Here is a 13,398-nt window from a genome sequence, read left to right on the forward strand (position 1 = left end):
GCGCGTCGCCGAGCGCGACGATTTCATCCGCGATCGCGTCGAGAAACGCCGCGCGGGCCGCAAGCGGCTGCGCGCGGTACGCGTCGAACGCATCGCGCGCGAGTTCGCAGGCGCGCTCGACGTCGGCCTGGGTCGCGACGCCGAACGCCGGCGCGTCGATCGGCGCGCCCTTCGACGGGTCGAACGCGCGCAAGGTACCGGCCGAGCCGGCCACCGCGTCGGCGCCGATCAGCATCTCTCCTGTCAGTTGCATGGGGTGTGCTCCGTGGTTCGGGAATGGGTTGCTCATTGTAGCCCAACAGATACGATGTCCGCCCACCCGGCATCGAAATTGTCGCTCACGCCGGGGCAGGCGCCGGCACACGCAAAACCCTTATTCAGCGGGCTAATCCTCGAAATATCTACGATTTCATGTCATCACTCAGAGGGAAAACCCGATCTTTCTGCGTCTGATTATTGCCAATAAACTGCCGCAATGTCATACGACGACATACATGAAAGTGCCTAATCAGACCTCCTCCCGCGACCTTCCGCTCGACCTCGCGCACACCGCGCGCCGAACCGCCGTGCGCTACTGGATCCTGGCGATGCTGTTCGTCGTCACGACGCTCAACTATGCGGACCGCGCAACGCTGTCGATCACCGGCACGCCGATCCGCAAGGCGTTCGGCATCGATCCGGTGACGATGGGCTACATCTTCTCGGCGTTCAGCTGGGCGTACGTGCTCGCGCAACTGCCGAGCGGCTGGCTGCTCGACCGCTTCGGCGCGCGCCGCGTGTACGCGGGCAGCATCTTCCTGTGGTCGGCGTTCACGCTGCTGCAGAGCACGATCGGCCTCGGCGGCAGCGCCGCGTTCGCGGTCGCCGCGCTGTTCGCGATGCGCTTCGCGGTCGGCATCGCCGAAGCCCCCGCCTTCCCGGCGAACGCGAAGGTCGTCGCGAGCTGGTTCCCGACCGCCGAGCGCGGCACCGCGTCGGCGATCTTCAACGCCGCGCAGTATTTCGCGGCCGTGGTGTTCTCGCCCCTGATGGCGTGGCTCACCCACGCGTATGGCTGGCACCAGGTGTATCTGTGGCTCGGCCTCGCGGGTATCGCGCTCGCGCTCCTGTGGCTGCGCGTCATGAAGGATCCGGCCGACCATCCGGCCGTGAACCGCGCGGAACTCGAGCACATCGAACAGGGCGGCGGGCTCGTGCGGACGACGGCGCGCGGCACCGGCGGCACGCGCACGGAAGGCAGCCGCGTCGCCGGCTGGTACTACGTGCGCCAGCTGCTGTCGAACCGGATGCTGATCGGCGTGTACCTCGGCCAGTACTGCGTGAACGTGCTCACGTACTTCTTCCTCACGTGGTTTCCGATCTATCTCGTGCAGGCGCGCGGGATGTCGCTGCTGAAGGCCGGCTTCATGACATCGCTGCCCGCGATCTGCGGGTTCCTCGGCGGCGTGCTCGGCGGGATGCTGTCGGACGGGCTGATCCGCCGCGGCGTGTCGCTGACGCTCGCGCGCAAGATCCCGATCGTCGGCGGGATGGCGCTGTCGATGGTCATCATCGGCTGCAATTACGTCGACAGCGAAGTGCTGGTGATCGCGCTGATGGCCGTGTCGTTCTTCGGCAAGGGCATCGGCTCGCTCGGCTGGGCCGTCGTCGCGGATACCGCGCCGAAGGAAGCGATCGGCCTGTCGGGCAGCCTGTTCAACATGTTCGGCAACACGGCCGGCATCGTCGCGCCGATCGCGATCGGCTACCTCGTCGGCGCGAGCGGCTCGTTCAACGGCGCACTCGTGTTCGTCGGGCTGAATGCGCTCGTCACCGTGTTCAGCTATCTCGTGATCGTGAAGGACATCAGGCGCGTCGAACTGCGTCATCGCGACGCCTGACGTTTGGCTTCAGTCCAGAACAACGGCGGCCGCGTAAAACCGGCCGCCGTTTTTGCATCAGGTATCGGGCGTCAGATCGACGAATGCGCGACGCGCAGCATGTCGTGCACGCCGGACGTCATCAGCGCGAGGAACGCGAGCAGGCCGACGTAGCAGAGTGCATAGGTCGTCTTCGTCTCGATCGACGTCGCGTAGTACACGCGGTTTTCCGGCGCGTCGGGATCGTAACGCCACGCGCGTTTCAGCTGCGGCAGCGCGAGGATCGCCATCACGATCAGCAGCGGGCTCGGGCGATACACGAACAGCGCGATCAGCACGGGCACGCCCGCGAACCAGATGCGCGGCGACAGCACCGCGGTGATCCGCCCACCGTCGAACGGCGACAGCGGAATCATGTTGAACAGATTCAGGAAGAAACCCGTGTACGACAGTGCGAGCAGCAGGTTGCTGTCGGTGTGGCGCGCGGCCGCGTAGCAGGCCAGCGCACCGAGCGTACCGACGAACGGCCCGGCGAGCCCGACATACGCCTCTGTTTCCGCGTCGTGCGGCATTTCCTTCAACTGGATCCATGCGCCGACGAACGGGATGAAGGTCGGCAGCCCGACGTCGAGCCCGCGCCGCTGCGCGGCGAGGTAGTGGCCGGCCTCGTGCACCAGCAGCAGTGCGACGAAACCGGCCGCGAACCGCCAGCCGTAGAACAGCGCGTAGACCGCGATCGACGCGAGCATGGTGCCCGCCGACACGATCACCTTGCCAAGCTTGAGGCCGCCGAAGATCAGCAGCAACAGCTTCGTCATTCCTTGCGCTCCGCGCCGGACGCGTCGGATACGTTGGATGCATCGGCGACGGCCGGCACCGCGGCCGCCTTCGGCTTGCGCCCGAAGAAGCGCTTCAGCGCCGCGCCGCCGGCCAGCAGCGCGACCGCGCCGATCTTGAAGAACTTCACCGCGAACGCGCCGATCAGCGCGAGCAGGCCGAGCTTCTTCGCGCCGACGCCGACGATCAGCGCCGCAAGGCCATACTCGGCGACGTGGTCGGTCGACTTGTTGAAATCGGCGTAGCGCTTGCCGTCGTTGAAGCTGATGTTCGACAGCAGGTCGTCGGCCGACGCCTTGTATTTCGGCAGATCGGCGAGTGTCGATGCCATCGTCAGCGACAGGTAGCCGTCGCGGCCGAGCACGAGCGTCCGGTAGTTCACGCCGTCGTTCTCGGCGTTCGGGGCCGCGCCCTTGTCGCGGATGATCGCGGACCACACGAGCCGGTGCGTGGCCGCGTCGTACGCGGGCGCCTTCGCCCAGCCGACCACCTCGGTTTCCGGCAGGCCGCGCTCCTTGCGTCCGGGGTTGTCTTCCTCGGTGCCGGCCTGCAGGCTCTTCAGCAGCTCGTCGGGCTTCCAGTCCTTCGCGTCGTCGTCGCGGATATAGCCGCTCGGCTCGAACGACACGACCGAAATCCAGTCGGCATCGGGATCGTCGGGCAGCACGAGGCCGACCAGCTTCGTTTCGTCGATCGAGTTGCCCATCGAGCGCAGGTAGCGGCCGGCTTCCGCGGCCGGCACGAACGATTCGCCGGCCTTCAGCTTCAGCACCGCTTCGTGTTTCACGTCGATATCGGTCGGGCCCTTCACGACCGCGTCGTTGGCGGCCGCGGCGGCGGCCCTCATTTCCACCTGCGCAGCTTCGGTCTGCGCGTGGCCGCTGATCGCGGTGAATGCAAGCGTCGCCACGCAGGCGAGCCGGACGGCAAGTTTTTTCATTGTTGGATTCCCCTGGAATGCCTTGTCGTAAATATGCACGCCACCGGCCCAGGCGTTTTCAATCGCGGGTCCGGCGTCGTCTCTCAGTTGGCACGGGGGCTATGGTAACGCAGCGACACGACACGCCCGGGAATCGGCGCGATGCTTACGTCGCAGGTAATGTCCATGGTGCGCGGGATTGCCTATCATCAGCGTCATGAACCCGACCGCCGCCCTCCATTCACCCGCCCCGTCCGCCAGCCGCGCATCCGGCATCGGCCCGCTGTTGCGCACGTGGCGGCAACGCCGGCGCCTGAGCCAGATGGCCCTTGCGCTCGACGCGGAAGTCTCCGCGCGCCACCTGAGCTTCGTCGAATCGGGCCGCGCGCAGCCGAGCCGCGAGATGGTGCTGCATCTCGCGGAACGTCTCGACGTGCCGCTGCGCGAACGCAATGCGCTGCTCGTCGCGGCCGGCTTCGCGCCGCTGTTTCGCGAACGGCCGTTTTCGGATCCGCAACTGGATGCCGCGCGCCATGCGGTCGACGCGGTGCTGCGCGGCCACGAGCCCTACCCGGCGCTCGCCGTGGACCGCCACTGGACGCTGCTCGCCGCGAACCGGATGCTCGGTGCGCTGGTCGCGCAGGCCGATCCGGCACTGCTGCAGCCGCCCGTCAACGTGCTGCGGCTGAGCCTGCATCCGGACGGCCTCGCGTCGCAGATCGTCAACTGGCATGAATGGCGCGCGCACATCCTGCATCGGCTGCAGCGGCAGATCGATGCAAGCGGCGACCGCACGCTGCACACGCTGCGCGACGAACTCGCCGCGTATCCGGCGCCGGCCGGCCAGCCCGACGACACGCATGCGCGCACCGACTTCGCGGATATCGCCGTGCCGCTGCGGCTGCGCACGGCGGCCGGCGAGCTGACGTTCTTCAGCACGACGACGGTGTTCGGCACGCCGGTCGACGTGACGCTGTCGGAACTCGCGATCGAGGCGTTCTTTCCGGCGAACCCGGAGACGGTGGACGCGATGCGGGCGCTGGCGGACGCGTTGCCGGGGTAGGCTCGCCCTCTGGTGGTGCCATCTGGCCGACGGCACGATCGCCGACGGCCTGTCGGTCGTGCAGGCTCCGTCCGGGAAGGCTTACGTGCTCATCCGGAAGCGCGGGCACTGAACGGGTAACGTGTCGCTACGCTGCCGCGTCCAGAAACGTCACGGGCTGCCCTGCCGGCGCCCCGCTCAGCGCGCCGTCGCGCACCGCGACCTGCCCGCGCACGACCGTATGCACGGGCCAGCCCGTGACCGCGCACCCGTCGTACGGCGTCCAGCCGCTCACGCTGGCGATCCATTCGTCGCGGATGATGCGGCGCGCGCGCAAGTCGACGAGACTGAAATCGGCGTCGTAGCCCACCGCAATCCGCCCCTTTCCCGCGATGCCGAAGATCCGCGCCGGCCCGGCGCTGGTAAGGTCGACCAGCCGTTCGAGGCTCAGGCGGCCCGCATGCACGTGGTCGAGCATCAGCGGCAGCAGCGTCTGCACGCCGGTCATCCCGCTCGGCGATTGCGGATAGGGCCGGCGTTTTTCGTCGCGCGTATGCGGCGCGTGATCGCTGCCGATCACGTCGACCACACCATCGCAAATGGCCTGCCACAGTGCGTCCTGATGATGCCGCTCACGCACCGGCGGATTCATCTGCGCGAACGTGCCGAGCCGCGCGTAGCAGTCGGGCGCGTGCAGGCTCAGGTGATGCGGCGTGACCTCGACCGTCACGCGATGCCGATGCCGCGCGAGGAACGCCATTTCCTCGGCAGTGGACACGTGCAGCACATGCAGCCGGCGGCCCGTCTCGGCGGCCAGCCCGACGATGCGCCGTGTCGCGGCCAGCGCGCTTTCCCCGTCGCGCCAGCGATGATGATCGCGCACGTCGCCGCTCGCCTCCACGAGTGCCCGGCGTTCGCGCAGCCGCGCCTCGTCCTCCGCGTGCACGGCCATGCGTCGCCGCCCGTTGCGCACGATCCGGCGCAACACGGCTTCGTCGTCGGCCAGCAGATCGCCGAACGAACTGCCCATGAAGACTTTCACGCCCGCGCAGCCCGGCAGGTTTTCAAGCACCGGCAGCCGTTCGGCGTTCGCGGCCGAGCCGCCGATGTAGAACGCGTAGTCGCACCACGCACGGCCGCGCGCGAGATCCAGCTTGGCTTGCAGATCCTGCGCGGTCAGCGTCAACGGATGCGTGTTGGGCATCTCGAAGATCGTCGTGACGCCGCCGAGCACCGCGCCGCGCGTGCCGGCCTCGAGGGTCTCCTTGTGCGTGAGGCCCGGTTCGCGGAAATGCACCTGGCTGTCGACCACGCCCGGCAACACGTGCAGGCCGCCGGCATCAAGCAGGACATCGGCGCTCCAGCTGCCGTGCAACGCGCCTAGCGCGACGACACGGCCGTCCACGCACGCGACGTCGATCCGCTCGGCCCCGTTGGGCGTCACCGCCGTGCCGCCGTGCACGAGCAGGTCGGCGTGACGTCGCCGCAGCGCGTCGCTCGCGCCCCCTTCCCGTCGAATGGGCTCGTCCATGTTTCAGAACTCGTTCTGGATGTGCTTGTAGCCCAGCACCAGCGCATTGTTCGTGCGCGCGACATCTTCGGAGAAATCGCTCGCGTCGGCCGTCACCTGCGGCAACGCCGCGAGATCGGTTTCCGGCCCGATGCGCTCGGTCGAGCGCACGTAGAAACCCGGCGGCAGGTGGCAACCGTCGACGACCGCGTTGTAGCGCACCACGCAGCCGTCGTCGATCGTGCAGTTGAACAGCACGCTGTTGAAGCCGACGAACACGCCGTTGCCAACCTTGCACGGCCCGTGGACGATCGCGCGATGAGCGATCGACGTGTGCTGGCCGATGGTGACGCTCGCGCCCGACTTCGAGTGGATCACCACGCCGTCCTGGATGTTCGAGTGCGCGCCGATCACGATCGGCGCGATGCGGCCGCCGGCATCCGTTTCGTCGGCGCGGATCACCGCGTACGGGCCGATGAACACGTTCTCCTCGACGATCACGAGCCCGCACAGAATGGCGGTCGGATCGACGAAGGCGCTCGGGTGAATCTGCGGCAGGTCGCCGCGCGGGTTCTTTCTGATCATCAGGATTCCTGCCTTGAAATGGGGCGACCGCGCTTGATCCGCTCGAACAGCCCCGGATCGCGCCACTGTCCGGCGATGGCCGGCGCGAACACGATGTCGTCCAGGTCGATGCGGCCCATGCGCGGGTTGAATGCATCGTCGCGAAAACACTGCGCGTAACCGGTCTCGGTCTCGTGAACGATGATCGAATGCAGCCGCAGGTCGGCTTCGCCGTTCGCCATGCGGGTGCAGGACAGCGCCGCATCGACGAGACGAAAGAACACCCGCGAGAACTGCTCGGCGCTCGGCGACACGGGCAGCAGCACCCAGCGCTCGGAATGCCGGCGCATGCTCTCGACATAGCAAGGATCGTCACCCGACCACAGCGTCACCGCATGGTCGAACGCGTCGATCAGGTCGCGCACGTCGCCCTTGAGCAGCCCGAAGTCGTAGATCATCTGCCCGCGGTCCAGCGCATGCGCTTCGAGCAGCAATTCGACGCGGTACGAATGGCCGTGAATCGAATGCGAGCAGCGCCGCGTGCTGCAGCCGCGCACGACGTGCGCGTTCTCGAACCGGAACAGCTTGCGGATCAGCATGCGTCGGCGCCTTCGCGAACCGGCGCGGCCCAGGCCACCGCATCGTGCGGATGCAGGCTTTCCAGATGGCGCACGTGCACGCGCGGGCTCGCATGGCGGCCGTCCAGCGCGGCCTGGACACGGCGTGCGGCATCCTCGACGAACATCAGGTTCTCGCCGTTCAGCACCGCGAATGCCTGTTCGTCCGCGCGCTTGACCGCCGTCTGCACCGGCGTGCCGAGTGCGTGCTCGATGCGATCGATCAGGTCGACCAGCCCCAGCGTCGTGGCATCGGCGGGCAGCCCCACGCTGACGACAGCCTCGCTGCGCTGGCTGTGCGGCGTGGCCGCCGTCGCATGCCGTTTCAGCCACGCGGCGACCGCCGCCGGTTCCACGCGATCGTCGCGGCCGAATGCCGTCAGGAACGCCTGCTCGACCCAGTGCCGCGACAGCGCGGCCGAGCACGGGCACGTCGACGAATAGACGACCGTCACCTGCGCGCGCAGCGCGAACCCCGAGCCGCCCAGCGTCGCGTCGATCCGAACCGGATAGGCCTTCCACCCGGCCAGCCCGTCGGTCACCAGCGCGGCGCGGCGCGCCAGCAGGTCGAAGCGCAGCCGCAGCCGCGCACTGCGCGTGTCGCAGTCGCGATGGCTGTCGACCATGGCTTGCAACATCTGCTGAAGGCCGGCCGGCGATAGCGCCGCGCCGTCGCCGAGCCCGTCGAGCAGCCGGTACAGCCGTGACATGTGGATGCCCTTCACGTGCGGCGCGGGCAGATCGACCTGCACATCGGCGCGCGCATGCGCGTCGCGCCGGCAGCCGGGCTCGGCCACCGCGACGGGCAGGTCGATGCCCTGCATGCCGACCCATTCGAGCGGGCGGTGGCCCGGCGCGGCATCGGTCAGGGAAATATCGGGAAGCGGTGCATTCATGCTCGGGGTCCGGTGGAGCGCCTTCTCCATCCGGATCGATGCAGGAAGCGCGTTCAGGTCAGGGCCAGTCGTGAAACGGGTTGTCCCACGTGGTCCAGTGGTCGGGGCCGGTGGCCATTTCGGTGTCGGTCAGCAGACACGCGTCGAAGCGCGCGCGCAGCGCCGGCTCGTCCATGTCCATGCCGATCAGCACGAGTTCCTGCCGCGCATCGCCGACGCGTTCGTCCCAGCGCGCGCGGATTTGCGCGACGGCTTCCGCGTCCTGCGGCCAGCGCTCGGGCGGTACGGCAGCCCACCAGTGGCCGGCCGGCCCGTGCCGCGCGATCGCGCCGGCCTGCGACCACGAACCGGCGACGGTCGGATGGGTGGCGAGCCAGAAGAACCCCTTCGAGCGCACGACGCCCGGCCATTCGCTTTCGACAAGATCGAAGAAACGCTGCGGATGGAACGGCCGACGCGCGCGATAGACGAAGCTGCGGATCCCGTATTCGTCGGTCTCGGGCGTATGCGTGCCGCGCATTTCCTGCAGCCAGCCCGGCGCGCGCGACGCCGCGTCGAAATCGAACAGGCCCGTGTCGAGCACGCGCTCGAGCGGCACATTGCCGAATTCGGCGATCTCGATCCGTGCGCGCGGGTTCAAGCCGCGCAGCAGCGCGACGAGCCGCTCGCGCGCGCTTGCGTCGATCAGGTCGATCTTGTTGATCACGATCACGTCGCAGAACTCGATCTGGTCGATCAGCAGATCGACCACCGTGCGCGCATCCTCGTCGCCCATCGATTCGCCTCGCGACCGCAGGCTGTCGCGCGACGCGTAGTCGCGCAGGAAATTGAACGCGTCGACCACCGTCACCATCGTGTCGAGCCGTGCGACCTCGCCGAGGCTGCGGCCGTCCTCGCCTTCGAACGTGAACGTCTCGGCCACCGGCAGCGGCTCCGAGATGCCGGTCGATTCGATCACGAGCTGGTCGAACCGCCCTTCGCGCGCGAGCCGGTCGACCTCGATCAGCAGATCCTCGCGCAGCGTGCAGCAGATGCAGCCGTTGCTCATCTCGACCAGCTTCTCGTCGGTGCGCGACAACCCCGCGCCGCCGTCGCGCACGAGCGCGGCGTCGATGTTGACCTCGGACATGTCATTGACGATGACCGCGACGCGCCGGCCCTCGCGATTGTTCAGGATGTGGTTGAGCAGCGTTGTCTTGCCGGCGCCGAGGAAGCCGGACAGGACGGTCACGGGAAGCCGCGTGGACGGGTGGAGTGCGGAGCTCATCGGGGGATTCCGGAAGGAGGGTGGGCGATCGTCGAGTGATACATTGTATCGAAACGATATAACATATCATTTCAGTCGTCCAGCGGATCGTACTGGTGAAAGGCCCCCCGTCGAACAGTTCCGCGCCGGAGGGATTCGAGCGATGACGCGCGGGCGCCGGTACAACGCAAACCGCGAGCGGCAGCGGCACACCACACGGCATGCCGAATGAAAGGTGTGGTTGATAAGCTCTCCGGCGAGACCGATGGCCCCTCCTCCACACACCATGAAAAAGAAAACCTTCGCTGCGTTGTCACTCTGCGCCGTGCTGCCCGGCATCGCCCTCGCCCAGTCGATCGCGGCCCCCGTGCTGAAGCCGGGCGATACCTGGACCTACATCAACACCGTCGAAATCGGCCCGAACGGCTGGCGCCAGACGCGCGACCAGATTTCCGTGCAGCGCACGACTTCCGAGCACATCTACGTCGAAACGCAGCAGAGCGGCGCGACGCAGGCGCCGCGTGAGCGGATCGTCGATGCGGACTGGAGCCGCTCGCGCAGCGTCAACGGCACGGAAACCGTGGTGAATCGTCCGCTGGCGTTTCCGCTGACGGTCGGCAAGACATGGGAGGTCAAGTACAGCGAGTCGCACCCGAATGCGCAGCACGCGTCGGAAGCGTACGACACGCATTACAAGGTCGTCGGCCCCGACACCGTCACCGTGGCGGGCGGCAAGTTCGACGCGATCAAGATCGAGGCAGAAGGCACGTGGAAGGCGCAAGCCGCGCCGGGACAATCGATCACGTCCGGCGTATCGCGCAACGCGAACGGCTCGACTATCGTCATGCAGAGCCGCAACAGCGGGATGGCGGAAGGGACCGGCAAGACCTATATGGCGTTCTGGTACGTGCCGGCGGTCGGCCGCTGGGTCAAGTCGGTCGAGGAGTTCTACGACACGAACGGGACGCGGAACGCGCGCTATTCGAACGAACTGGTGTCGTTCAAGCGCGCCGGCGTGGAGGGCGGCGCACCGCTGGCCAGCCAGCCTGCGCTCGCCCCCGTGGCCGCGCCGACGGAAGGCCCGCCTTCCGTCGACCAGTAACGGAGCGCGTGCTCACTTACGTATAGAGCGACGCTGGCGGCAACGCCCCGGTCAACGCGAACCGGCCCACATCGCGCAGCCGGTAGTCGAGCGGATCGTGCAGCGTATGCGTGCGCGCGTTCCGCCAGAAGCGGTCGAGGCCGAGCGACGCGGCCGTCGCGCGTGCGCCGCATGCGTCGAACAGCGCCTCGCCGTTCTCGAGCGCCGCGCGCTGCGCGACGATCTTTGCCTCCGATACCGCGAGCGCCACCTCGGCGCGCTCGTCCGCCGTCAACGCATCCTGCCGCGCCCACGCGCGCTGCAACGCTGCGGCCGCAAGGTCGGCCAGCGCCGCCGCCGAGATCGCCCGCACCCGCATGTCGCCGAAGCGCTGCAGCGTGTACGGATCGTCGCTCGCCTGCGTGACCTCCGACTGGATCCACGGGCGGCCCTGCTGCAGCACGTAGTCGCGTGCTTCCACCAGTGCGCCTTCCGCGAGTCCGACGAACAGGTTGGTCAGCACGAGCTGCGACACGAGCGTGCGCAACGTCGCACGCGGGGTCGGCGGCACTTCGGATCGGTGCAGCACCTCGTCCGCCGCGAGCGTCACGCCGTCGAAGCGCACGCTGCCGCTGTCGGTCTGGCGCTGGCCGATCGGATCCCAGTCTTCGTTGACCGTGATCCCGGGGCGATCGGTCGGCACCACGCCGAACACGGGGCGGCCGGTATCGGGATCGTGCGCGGACACCGTCATCCGCTGCGAGCCGCGCGTGCCCGAGCAGAAGCCCTTCACGCCATCGAGCCGGTAGCCGCCATCAGGCGTCGCCGTGGCCACGAGCCGCGTGTCGAGCGGATTGACCGCATTGCCCCACCACCACTGCTGCTCGACCGTGCCGCGCAGATAGCGTTCGCGCTGCGCGGCGTTGCCCCACACGTCGACGCTCACCACCTGCAGGCACTGGAATCCGACGAGATGCGCGAGCGCGCTGTCGACGCGCGCGATCTGCCGGATCGCATCGTAGATCGCCGGCCACGCGGCTTCCTGCCCGCCGAACGCGCGCGGTACCGCAAGCGTCAGCAAGCCCGCATCGGCAAGCCACTGCTTCTCCTGCGCCGCATGACCGCCCGCGCGATCGCGCTCGGCGGCAGTGGCACGCAGCGCGTCGATTGCGCGGGCTAGCCCGGCGCGGTCGACGGCGGGCGTATCGGTATCGGGCGCGAAGGTCGCCGGGCCACGTGGATCGTTCATGCGACGGCTTCCTGCGCAACCGCTTCACCCGACAGCGGCACGAGCGCGTCGAGCCGGCGGCCCGTCAGCCGCGACAGGATCTCGCGGCGCCAGTCGTCGTAGATCGCGCGGTATTCGGCGATATCCGCACCGAACACGTGCGCGGTGTGCGCGTACTCGTCGTGCAGATAACCGTCGAGCCGCGCCTGCGTTTCCTCGTCGGCCGCGATCACGCGATCGATCAGCGCGTCGCGCTCCGCCGCCGGCAGCGCCTTCAACGTGTCGAACCACCACTGGACGATCTGCACGCGATGCCACTCCTCGTCCGGCCGGATCCGGTTCTCGCCATGCTCGCGCATCGCGGCATCGCCGATGCGGCCGGTCTTGCGCTGGATCCACAGCTTCGCGAGGATGTGCAGCTCGTAATGCCATTCGAACGCGAGAAAGCCCGCGACGTCGCGCACCGCGATGTCGCCGATGCGCGCCCAGTGCGCGGCGACCAGCCGGTCGACTTCCGGCAGCGGATCGCGCCCCGTCAGTTCGGTCACGCGTTCGCGGCCGATCACCGCGTGCGCGCCGTCGTCGCCGAGCTGGCGCGACAGGATCAGCTGGAAGTGCGGATCGTCGCGGAACAGCGTGTCGATCGCCTTCGCGACGACCTGCACGATGAACAGGTCGTGCGACGCCATCTTCGTGTAGTAATCGGCGACGGCGGCCAGTTCGTCGTCATTGCGCGGCTCGCGCGGCGGCGTGGCGAGCTTCGCCGGGAAGTCCGGACGATGGCGTCGCGCCACGTCGAGAAACAGCGCTTCCTCGAATTGTCCGTTCCATTCGCGCGGTGCGCCGATGGGCAAGGTCATAGGTTTTGTTCTCTCAGAATCATGAATGAAGCGAGCGGACGCTTGTGGCGTCGCTCAGGTACGCCGGGTCACGCGTCGGACCAGGCGGTCGCCCGTGATTTGCACGGCCGAGACGAGCGCGATCAGGATCACGATCACGGTCGCCATGACGGTGGTGTCGAAACGCTGGTAGCCGTAGCGGATCGCGAGATCGCCGAGCCCGCCCGCGCCGACGGCGCCCGCCATCGCGGTCGAGCCGATCAGCGCGACGACGGTGATGGTGAAGCCGCCGAGCATGCCGGGCAGCGCTTCGGGCAGCAGCACGTGCCACACGATGTGGCGGCGCTTCGCGCCCATCGCGAGCGCGGCCTCGATCAGCCCGCGGTCGACTTCGCGCAGGCTCACCTCGGCGATCCGCGCGAAGAACGGGATCGCGGCGATCGACAGCGGCACGACGGCCGCCCAGACGCCGATCGTCGTGCCGATCAGCACGCGCGTGAACGGCAGCAGCGCAACGAGCAGGATGATGAACGGCGTCGAGCGGAACACGTTGACGAGCGCGCCGAGCACCGCGTTCACGCCGCGCCGCTCGTAGATGCCGCCGGGCGCGGTCGTCACGAGGATCACCGCGAGCGGGATGCCGATCAGCGCGGCGATCGCGGCCGACGCGGCGACCATCGACAGCGTGTCGCGGATCGCGTCGAGCAGTTCGGGCCACCAGAGGTCAAACATAGCCGAGCACCTCCGCGTGATTCGCGTG

The 13,398-nt window shown here is 68.1% G+C and carries 14 protein-coding genes; 3 read left to right on the top strand and 11 right to left on the bottom strand.

Annotated elements, in window-relative coordinates:
- On the bottom strand, positions 1-253 hold a 253-nt coding region (locus JYJ84_RS15030; protein ID WP_205189257.1), incomplete at its 3' end, for an aldehyde dehydrogenase family protein.
- A gap of 247 nt (positions 254-500) precedes the next feature.
- Between JYJ84_RS15030 and JYJ84_RS15035 the strand changes: the two genes are divergently transcribed.
- Positions 501-1,880, top strand: coding sequence for an MFS transporter (locus tag JYJ84_RS15035; RefSeq protein ID WP_122949623.1), 1,380 nt, complete (start codon positions 501-503; stop codon positions 1,878-1,880).
- 71 nt (positions 1,881-1,951) lie between these two features.
- Here JYJ84_RS15035 and JYJ84_RS15040 read toward each other — a convergent pair whose 3' ends face one another.
- Positions 1,952-2,677, bottom strand: coding sequence for a site-2 protease family protein (locus JYJ84_RS15040; RefSeq protein ID WP_175222537.1), 726 nt, complete (start codon positions 2,675-2,677; stop codon positions 1,952-1,954).
- Positions 2,674-3,636, bottom strand: a complete 963-nt coding sequence (locus JYJ84_RS15045; protein ID WP_122948074.1) for a DUF2167 domain-containing protein — start codon at positions 3,634-3,636, stop codon at positions 2,674-2,676. The genes JYJ84_RS15040 and JYJ84_RS15045 overlap by 4 nt, the downstream gene beginning before the upstream one ends.
- A 196-nt stretch (positions 3,637-3,832) precedes the next feature.
- On the opposite strand from JYJ84_RS15045, the gene JYJ84_RS15050 reads away from it, so the two are divergent.
- Positions 3,833-4,678 carry a helix-turn-helix domain-containing protein gene (locus JYJ84_RS15050; protein ID WP_122948075.1) on the top strand — a complete coding sequence of 282 codons (846 nt, stop codon included), beginning with the start codon at positions 3,833-3,835 and terminating at the stop codon, positions 4,676-4,678.
- A gap of 127 nt (positions 4,679-4,805) precedes the next feature.
- Here JYJ84_RS15050 and JYJ84_RS15055 read toward each other — a convergent pair whose 3' ends face one another.
- Genes JYJ84_RS15055 through zigA form a run of 5 tightly spaced genes read right to left on the bottom strand, consistent with a single transcriptional unit; the run spans position 4,806 to position 9,511 of the window.
- Positions 4,806-6,188, bottom strand: a complete 1,383-nt coding sequence (locus JYJ84_RS15055) for a dihydroorotase (RefSeq protein WP_122948076.1) — start codon at positions 6,186-6,188, stop codon at positions 4,806-4,808.
- A 3-nt stretch (positions 6,189-6,191) separates the two neighbouring features.
- Positions 6,192-6,752, bottom strand: coding sequence for a carbonate dehydratase (locus JYJ84_RS15060; protein ID WP_089433370.1), 561 nt, complete (start codon positions 6,750-6,752; stop codon positions 6,192-6,194).
- Positions 6,752-7,330, bottom strand: a complete 579-nt coding sequence (locus JYJ84_RS15065; RefSeq protein ID WP_122948077.1) for a 6-carboxytetrahydropterin synthase — start codon at positions 7,328-7,330, stop codon at positions 6,752-6,754. Before JYJ84_RS15065 ends, JYJ84_RS15060 begins: the two co-directional genes overlap by 1 nt.
- Positions 7,324-8,244, bottom strand: coding sequence for a GTP cyclohydrolase FolE2 (gene folE2 / locus JYJ84_RS15070; RefSeq protein WP_122949624.1), 921 nt, complete (start codon positions 8,242-8,244; stop codon positions 7,324-7,326). Before folE2 ends, JYJ84_RS15065 begins: the two co-directional genes overlap by 7 nt.
- 58 nt (positions 8,245-8,302) lie before the next feature.
- Positions 8,303-9,511, bottom strand: a complete 1,209-nt coding sequence (gene zigA, locus JYJ84_RS15075; protein ID WP_122948078.1) for a zinc metallochaperone GTPase ZigA — start codon at positions 9,509-9,511, stop codon at positions 8,303-8,305.
- A 265-nt stretch (positions 9,512-9,776) separates the two neighbouring features.
- Between zigA and JYJ84_RS15080 the strand changes: the two genes are divergently transcribed.
- The gene (locus tag JYJ84_RS15080) at positions 9,777-10,592 is read left to right on the top strand and encodes a hypothetical protein (protein WP_122948079.1); all 816 of its coding nucleotides are present in this window, start codon (positions 9,777-9,779) and stop codon (positions 10,590-10,592) included.
- A 16-nt stretch (positions 10,593-10,608) separates the two neighbouring features.
- Here JYJ84_RS15080 and JYJ84_RS15085 read toward each other — a convergent pair whose 3' ends face one another.
- Genes JYJ84_RS15085 through JYJ84_RS15095 form a run of 3 tightly spaced genes read right to left on the bottom strand, consistent with a single transcriptional unit; the run spans position 10,609 to position 13,370 of the window.
- On the bottom strand, positions 10,609-11,820 hold the full coding sequence (locus JYJ84_RS15085) for an acyl-CoA dehydrogenase family protein (RefSeq protein WP_175222536.1): 1,212 nt from the start codon (positions 11,818-11,820) through the stop codon (positions 10,609-10,611).
- On the bottom strand, positions 11,817-12,659 hold the full coding sequence (locus JYJ84_RS15090; protein WP_174958136.1) for a hypothetical protein: 843 nt from the start codon (positions 12,657-12,659) through the stop codon (positions 11,817-11,819). Before JYJ84_RS15090 ends, JYJ84_RS15085 begins: the two co-directional genes overlap by 4 nt.
- Before the next feature lie 54 nt (positions 12,660-12,713).
- Positions 12,714-13,370, bottom strand: coding sequence for a methionine ABC transporter permease (locus tag JYJ84_RS15095; RefSeq protein WP_011353926.1), 657 nt, complete (start codon positions 13,368-13,370; stop codon positions 12,714-12,716).
- Between the last annotated feature and the right edge of the window lie 28 nt (positions 13,371-13,398).

Source organism: Burkholderia sp. LMG 13014 (assembly GCF_905232215.1).
Lineage (GTDB): Bacteria > Pseudomonadota > Gammaproteobacteria > Burkholderiales > Burkholderiaceae > Burkholderia.

Excerpts from the sequence above, each read along its gene's own strand:
- JYJ84_RS15060 (WP_089433370.1), bottom strand. The coding sequence starts at position 6,752 with ATGATCAGAAAGAACCCGCGCGGCGACCTGCCGCAGATTCACCCGAGC.
- JYJ84_RS15080 (WP_122948079.1), top strand. The coding sequence starts at position 9,777 with ATGAAAAAGAAAACCTTCGCTGCGTTGTCACTCTGCGCCGTGCTGCCC.
- JYJ84_RS15095 (WP_011353926.1), bottom strand. The coding sequence starts at position 13,370 with ATGTTTGACCTCTGGTGGCCCGAACTGCTCGACGCGATCCGCGACACG.
- folE2 (WP_122949624.1), bottom strand. The coding sequence starts at position 8,244 with ATGAATGCACCGCTTCCCGATATTTCCCTGACCGATGCCGCGCCGGGC.
- JYJ84_RS15085 (WP_175222536.1), bottom strand. The coding sequence starts at position 11,820 with ATGAACGATCCACGTGGCCCGGCGACCTTCGCGCCCGATACCGATACG.
- JYJ84_RS15090 (WP_174958136.1), bottom strand. The coding sequence starts at position 12,659 with ATGACCTTGCCCATCGGCGCACCGCGCGAATGGAACGGACAATTCGAG.
- JYJ84_RS15045 (WP_122948074.1), bottom strand. The coding sequence starts at position 3,636 with ATGAAAAAACTTGCCGTCCGGCTCGCCTGCGTGGCGACGCTTGCATTC.
- JYJ84_RS15065 (WP_122948077.1), bottom strand. The coding sequence starts at position 7,330 with ATGCTGATCCGCAAGCTGTTCCGGTTCGAGAACGCGCACGTCGTGCGC.
- JYJ84_RS15040 (WP_175222537.1), bottom strand. The coding sequence starts at position 2,677 with ATGACGAAGCTGTTGCTGCTGATCTTCGGCGGCCTCAAGCTTGGCAAG.
- JYJ84_RS15050 (WP_122948075.1), top strand. The coding sequence starts at position 3,833 with ATGAACCCGACCGCCGCCCTCCATTCACCCGCCCCGTCCGCCAGCCGC.
- zigA (WP_122948078.1), bottom strand. The coding sequence starts at position 9,511 with ATGAGCTCCGCACTCCACCCGTCCACGCGGCTTCCCGTGACCGTCCTG.
- JYJ84_RS15055 (WP_122948076.1), bottom strand. The coding sequence starts at position 6,188 with ATGGACGAGCCCATTCGACGGGAAGGGGGCGCGAGCGACGCGCTGCGG.